The organism is Paractinoplanes deccanensis, assembly GCF_016862115.1.
In the GTDB taxonomy this organism is placed as follows: domain Bacteria; phylum Actinomycetota; class Actinomycetes; order Mycobacteriales; family Micromonosporaceae; genus Actinoplanes; species Actinoplanes deccanensis.
The window spans coordinates 1-6135 of record NZ_BOMI01000052.1 but is presented as its reverse complement, the minus strand read 5'-3'; the positions used below and the strand labels follow the sequence as shown (position 1 = coordinate 6135).

7 protein-coding genes are annotated in these 6135 nt (G+C 71.8%); 3 read left to right on the top strand and 4 right to left on the bottom strand.

Annotated elements, in window-relative coordinates; translation table 11 throughout:
• Positions 1-39 precede the first annotated feature (39 nt).
• The 3 genes from Ade02nite_RS14365 to Ade02nite_RS14355 form a co-directional block, all read right to left on the bottom strand.
• Entirely contained in the window at positions 40-396 is a 357-nt protein-coding gene (locus Ade02nite_RS14365) for a YciI family protein (protein WP_203762228.1), read from the bottom strand.
• Positions 397-579: 183 nt separating this feature from the next.
• Complete coding sequence (locus tag Ade02nite_RS14360; protein WP_203762226.1) at positions 580-1938, bottom strand: cystathionine beta-synthase; 1359 nt, start codon at positions 1936-1938, stop codon at positions 580-582.
• Between the two features lie 3 nt (positions 1939-1941).
• Positions 1942-2286: a YkvA family protein gene (locus tag Ade02nite_RS14355; protein WP_203762224.1), complete on the bottom strand. Its 345-nt coding sequence runs from the start codon at positions 2284-2286 to the stop codon at positions 1942-1944.
• 118 nt (positions 2287-2404) lie between these two features.
• Between Ade02nite_RS14355 and Ade02nite_RS14350 the strand changes: the two genes are divergently transcribed.
• Genes Ade02nite_RS14350 through Ade02nite_RS14340 form a run of 3 tightly spaced genes read left to right on the top strand, consistent with a single transcriptional unit; the run spans position 2405 to position 5549 of the window.
• Complete coding sequence (locus Ade02nite_RS14350) at positions 2405-3442, top strand: SGNH/GDSL hydrolase family protein (protein ID WP_203762222.1); 1038 nt, start codon at positions 2405-2407, stop codon at positions 3440-3442.
• A 16-nt stretch (positions 3443-3458) separates the two neighbouring features.
• A complete protein-coding gene (locus Ade02nite_RS14345) occupies positions 3459-4247 on the top strand; it encodes an SGNH/GDSL hydrolase family protein (protein ID WP_203762220.1) in 789 nt (262 codons plus the stop codon).
• Between the two features lie 57 nt (positions 4248-4304).
• A complete protein-coding gene (locus Ade02nite_RS14340) occupies positions 4305-5549 on the top strand; it encodes an acetyl-CoA C-acetyltransferase (RefSeq protein ID WP_203762218.1) in 1245 nt (414 codons plus the stop codon).
• A 227-nt stretch (positions 5550-5776) separates the two neighbouring features.
• Here the strand turns inward: Ade02nite_RS14340 and Ade02nite_RS14335 are convergent, their stop codons facing one another.
• On the bottom strand, positions 5777-6061 hold the full coding sequence (locus Ade02nite_RS14335) for a hypothetical protein (RefSeq protein ID WP_203762216.1): 285 nt from the start codon (positions 6059-6061) through the stop codon (positions 5777-5779).
• Positions 6062-6135 lie beyond the last annotated feature (74 nt).

The following is a 6135-nucleotide window of genomic DNA, read 5'->3' as shown; positions in this document are numbered from 1 at the left end:
GAAGGGGCCATCAGGCCGTACGGCCTGATGGCCCCCTCATCACCGGGATTGCGGCCCGCGCCCGAACCGCCGGACCTCCTGGGGCCAGCCGCATGCCTCTGCGATCTTGCCGGCCCACATCCGGGCCGTTTCCTCGTCGGCCACGTCCACCACGGTCAGGCCGCCCAGCCACTCCTTGGTTTCGGCGTACGGCCCGTCGGTGACCATCAACGTGCCGCTCGTGGCGTCGGCGCTGAAGACGGGGCCGTCCTCCTCCAGGCCTCCGGCGAACACGTACGCCCCGGCTGCCTTGATCTCGTCCACGACCGCCGCGGCAAGTGGCCCGCGGGAGCGGAACCACTCCTCGGTGTGGTCGCCGACCCACTGCTGGTTGAAGTAGATGAGGTACTCGGCCATGTCTGCTCCCTCGTCATGGGCGGACGCTGTGTTCGCCCATCTTCGCTACGAACGGCGCCGGGCCGATGCGACACCTCGGGCCGAGAACACGTCATGCCCTAAGTCGGGTCCGGTGCGTCGAACGCCCCCATGAAACCGATGCCGCCCGGGGGTCCGGGCGGCATCGGCTCTGCAGGGGACGGCTCAGGAGAGGTGGGCCAGCAAATCCTGCCTGGTCAGGACGCCGGCGGGCTTGCCGTCGATCAGGACCATGGCGGCGTCCGCCTTTTCCAGCAGGGTCACGGCCTCGCTCACCGGCTGGCCGCCGCCGATCATGGGGAGGGGGTCGCCCATGTGGCGCTCGATGGTGTCGTGCAGGTGGGCCTGGCCGGTGAAGAGGGCGTCCAGGAGGGCCTTCTCGGCTATCGAGCCGGCCACCTCGCCGGTGACCACCGGGGGCTCGGCCTTGAGGACCGGGAGCTGGGAGACGCCGTACTCGCGCATGTAGTCGATGGCGTCGCGCACGGTCTCCGTCGGGTGGACGTGGATCAGCGGGGGCATCGCGCCGCCCTTGCTCTCCAGGGCGTCGGCGATGGTGGGCTGGCCCTCGACGGTGCGGAGGAACCCGTACCGGGCCATCCAGTCGTCGTTGAAGATCTTGGACAGGTAGCCGCGGCCGCCGTCGGGGAGGAGGACGACCACCACGTCGTCGGGGCCGGCCTTGCGAGCCACCTCGAGCGCCGCCACCACGGCCATGCCGCAGGAGCCGCCGACCAGCAGGCCCTCTTCCCTCGCCAGGCGGCGGGTCATCTCGAACGAGTCGGAGTCGGAGACCTCGATGATCTCGTCGGCCAGGGAGCGGTCGTACGTGGTCGGCCAGAAGTCCTCGCCGACACCCTCGACCAGGTACGGACGGCCGGTGCCGCCGGAGTAGACGGAGCCCTCCGGGTCGGCGCCGATGACTCGTACGGCACCCTGCTCCTTGAGGTATCGCCCGACGCCCGTGATGGTGCCGCCGGTGCCGACGCCCGCGACGAAGTGGGTGATCCGGCCGTCGGTCTGCTTCCAGAGCTCGGGGCCGGTCTGCTCGTAGTGGGAGCGCGGGTTGGCCGGGTTGCTGTACTGGTCGGGCTTCCACGCGCCGGGGATCTCGCGGGCCAGGCGGTCGGAGACGTTGTAGTAGGAGCGCGGGTCCTCGGGGGCGACCGCGGTCGGGCAGACGACGACGTCGGCGCCGTACGCCTTGAGGACGTTCCGCTTGTCCTCGCTGACCTTGTCGGGGCAGACGAAGACGCACTTGTAGCCGCGCTGCTGCGCGACCAGGGCCAGGCCGACGCCGGTGTTGCCGCTGGTGGGCTCGACGATGGTGCCGCCGGGCTCGAGCAGCCCGGCCTCCTCGGCGTCGAGCACCATCCGCAGGGCGATGCGGTCCTTGACCGAGCCGCCCGGGTTGAAGTATTCGACCTTGGCCAGCACCGTGGCGGCGATGCCCTCGGTGACGCGGTTGAGCTTGACCAGGGGGGTGTCCCCGATGATGTCGACGACGTTGTCGTAGTAGCGCACGCTTTAGACTACGACGATCCGGTCCTGCTGCCTCTCCCACTCCAGGAAGCGCTCGGTCTCGGCGAGCACCGCCCCGGCCAGCCAGGCGATCATGACGGCGTCGTCGGCCAGCCCGAGCACCAGGAGGAAGGCCTCCGGGATGACGTCGATGGGCGACACGACGTAGACGGTGGCCGCGGTCATCAGCGCGAGGCGCATGCCGCCGTCGTACTTGCCACTGGCCGTGGCCTTGAGCATGCGCGGGATGGCCGCGATGCGCTTGCTCAGCGACGGGCCGCCGCGGGCTCCCGAGACCAGAGCCTTGGTCAGGGCGCTGAAGGCCGCCGCACGTTTCAGTGTTTTCGCCATGATGTTCCCCTCTCCGCCACTCCAGCATGACTTGGGCGCGCCATGATTACCTCTCGCGCACGCGCGTTAGCCTCGAATTCCCTAGTGGCGTCCTTTTGACACGACAGCGAGGGAGCCCGTGAGCACCATTCAGATCACCGCGGAGGACTGGCGCAAGATCAAGCTGGCCGGGCGGGTCCTGGGCGGCGTGACGGGTGCGCTGGCCGGGGTGACCGCCCTGTCGGCCGGTCTGCTGCTGCGGCAGGCCGCGGACGCGCGGCGCGTGATCCCGATGGCCGAGGCGCCCCCGCCGCGCGGCGACGGCGTCTACGGCGCGAAGTTCGGCGGCAAGCCGCTCGGCATGGTCGTCCTCGGCGACTCGTCGGCGGCCGGCTACGGCGTGCACCGTCCCCGCGAGACACCGGGCGCGCTGCTGGCGACCGGGGTGTCACGGCGGCTGCGCCGGCCCGTACGGCTGCATCGCCTCGCCGTTGTCGGCTGCATGTCGAGCGGACTGCCCTATCAGGTGGACGCGGCGCTGGAATACCAGCCCGACGTCGCGGTGATCCTGATCGGCGCGAACGACGTCACCCACTACTCCGACCGGGCCGGCGCCGTCCGCCATCTGGGCGACGCGGTCCGGCGGCTGCGGGCGGCCGGCTGCAAGGTCGTGGTCGGCACGTGCCCCGACATCGGCGCCATCCAGCCGATCAAGCCGCCGCTGCGCTGGCTGGCCCGCAAGTGGAGCCGTGACCTGGCCGCCGCGCAGACGGTCGCCGTGGTCGAGGCGGGCGGTCGTACGGTCTCGCTCGGCAACCTGCTCGGGCCGATGTTCGCGGCGGATCCGGTGCGAATGTTCGGCTCTGACCGTTTCCACCCCTCCGCTGAGGGGTACGCCCGTGCGGCAGCCGTGGTGCTGCCGACCCTGATGGCCACGCTCGGCGAGGACGACCGGACGGCGCTGACCGGCGCCGAGGGCGTCCGCAGCTTGGAGGAGGCCGCGCACGAGGCCGTGCGGGCCGCGGGTACGGAGGTGAGCGCGCAAGGCCGCTGGGCCGTCCTGCGCCGTCACCCGTGGTTCGGCGAGCCGCGCCACTGGTTCGGCCACCGGTCGGCCCCGGTTCCCAGCGGCCGCTCGGCTCCGAGCGCCGTAGGGTGGACCCCAGAGGATCATTGATGCAGGGAGGCGAGACATGGCGGGGCTGAACGCACGGATCGGCAAGGCGGCGGCCACCGGTCTGCTCGCCGGCGCGGTGGGCGGTGCCGCCCTCCTGGTGGGCGAGGTGCTCGCCGCCAAGGCCCGGCGGTACGCGAAGCCGACCATGGGCCTGGCCCTGCGTACGTCGATGGGCCGCGTGTCGGCGCCGCCGCTGCGCCTGGTGCTGCTCGGCGACTCGGCCGCGATCGGTGTGGGCGTCGAGTGGCTCTCCGAGACGGTCGGCGGCCAGCTGGCCCGGCTGCTCGCCGAGGGCACTGCCGACACCGGCGAGCGGCACGTGCTGCTCTCCAGCGTGGGCGTGGCCGGCTCCCGATCGTCCGACCTCGGCACCCAGGTGGCGCGGGCGCTGCTCGGCGACCGGCCCGACGTGGCGGTGGTGCTGATCGGCGCGCACGACGCGACGAGCCTGCGCAGCCCCGACGAGTCCGCGGCCCAATTGGGTACGGCGGTGCGCCGCCTGCGGGACGCCGGCGTACGCGTCGTCGTGGGCACCTGCCCCGACCTGGGCGCCCTGCGAGCGATCGCTCCCCCGCTGCGCCAGGTGGCCGGGCTGCTCGGCCGCCGCATGGCGAAGGCACAGGCCAAGGCGGTCACGGCGGCCGGCGGCGCGGTGGTCGACCTGGGCGAGGAGACGGGCGCGGTGTTCCGGGCCGACGCGGGCACGCTCTGCTACGACGGTTTCCACCCGTCGGCCGACGGATACCGGGTCTGGGCGCACGCGCTCTACCCGGCGGTGGTCAAGGCGGCCATGACCGGAGTGTGACTGCCGTGTGACGAAGTTGTACTTCCCGCTAAGTTACCCGCGAGTTAAATTGACTCCATGCCGGAAGCCGTCATCGTCGCCACCGCCCGGTCCCCCATCGGCCGCGCCGCCAAGGGATCGCTGAAGGATCTGCGCCCCGACGACCTTGCCACCACCATCATCGACGCGGCCCTCAACAAGGTGCCGCAGCTCGACCGGACCCTGATCGAGGACCTGTACCTCGGCTGCGGGCTCCCCGGAGGCGAGCAGGGCTTCAACATGGCCCGCGTGGTCGCCACCCAGCTCGGCCTCGACGGCCTGCCGGGCGCGACCGTCACGCGCTACTGCTCCTCGTCGCTGCAGACCACCCGCATGGCGTTCCACGCCATCAAGGCGGGCGAGGGCGACGTCTTCCTCTCCGCCGGCGTCGAGACCGTCTCGCGGTACGCGCGGGGCAACTCCGACGGGCTCCCGGCCGAGGCCCGCGCGCTCGTCGGCGGCGGCTGGGAGAACCCGAAGTTCGCCGAGGCCCGGGCCCGCACCAAGGAGTTCGCCGAGGGCGGCAAGACCTGGCACGACCCCCGCGAGGACGACCGGCTGCCGGACATCTACATCGCGATGGGCCAGACCGCCGAGAACCTCGCCCAGATCAAGGGGATCAGCCGCGAGGAGATGGACGAGTTCGGCGTACGCAGCCAGAACCTCGCCGAGAAGGCCATCGCCGACGGCTTCTGGGAGCGCGAGATCACCCCGGTGACGCTCCCCGACGGCACGGTGGTGTCGACGGACGACGGCCCGCGCCCCGGCGTCACGATGGAGGGCGTCGCGGGCCTCAAGCCGGTGTTCCGCCCCGACGGCCGCGTCACGGCCGGCAACTGCTGCCCCCTGAACGACGGCGCCGCCGCAGTGGTGATCATGAGCGACACGAAGGCCCGCGAACTGGGCATCACCCCGCTGGCCCGCATCGTGTCGACCGGCGTCACCGCGCTCAGCCCCGAGATCATGGGCCTGGGCCCGGTGGAGGCGTCGAAGCAGGCGCTCAAGCGCGCCGGCATGACCATCGACGACGTCGACCTGGTAGAGATCAACGAGGCGTTCGCGGCCCAGGTGATCCCGTCGTACCGGGACCTCGGCATCCCGATCGAGAAGCTGAACGTCAACGGCGGCGCCATCGCGGTGGGCCACCCGTTCGGCATGACCGGCGCCCGCATCACCGGCACCCTGCTCAACTCCCTCGACTGGCACGACAAGAGCATCGGCCTCGAGACGATGTGCGTCGGCGGCGGCCAGGGCATGGCGATGATCCTGGAGCGCCTGAGCTAGGTAACACCCCGGATTTCCGCCGGGTTCGGTCTGCCACGAGCGGCCGGGCTCGGCGGTTTTCAGTTTCTGGGGGTTTGTGCTTGGTGCGGCGCCCTCTGCGACGTTCGGACGGCGCTGGAGGCTGGCGCCTTCGGCGCTCGAGGCTGGCGTCTTCGGCGCTAGAGGCGGCGTCTTCGGCGCTAGAGACGGCGTCTTCGGCGCTAGCGGTGGCTCGTACGGCGCTACAGCTAGAGGCTGGCTCTTACGGCGTCGACGGCGGCGAGCGCGGTGTCGTCGGCGCGGCCGGTGGCGAGCAGGTCGTCGGCCACGACGCGCAACTGGTCGGGCAGCACCAGGTCGGACTCGCGGGGCACGACGCGGTGAGGGCGGCCCTCGGCGTCGGCGCCCAGGTCGGCGAGGCGCTGCACAAGGGCATACACCCGGTCGCCGCGGCCGTCGGCGCGCCAGCGCGGGGCCTCCCAGTGGCGCACCTGGTTGAGAAGCCGCTCCACGGCGGTGGCGAAGTCAGTCACCGGACGAGCCTAAGGCGTGCCCCGACCGCAGAGCCGCCCACCACAGAGCCCGCCCACCACAGAGCCCGCCCACC

Coding starts and splice junctions, on each gene's coding strand:
- Ade02nite_RS14345 (WP_203762220.1), top strand. CDS start 3,459: ATGGCGGGGCTGAACGCACGGATCGGCAAGGCGGCGGCCACCGGTCTG.
- Ade02nite_RS14365 (WP_203762228.1), bottom strand. CDS start 396: ATGGCCGAGTACCTCATCTACTTCAACCAGCAGTGGGTCGGCGACCAC.
- Ade02nite_RS14355 (WP_203762224.1), bottom strand. CDS start 2,286: ATGGCGAAAACACTGAAACGTGCGGCGGCCTTCAGCGCCCTGACCAAG.
- Ade02nite_RS14340 (WP_203762218.1), top strand. CDS start 4,305: ATGCCGGAAGCCGTCATCGTCGCCACCGCCCGGTCCCCCATCGGCCGC.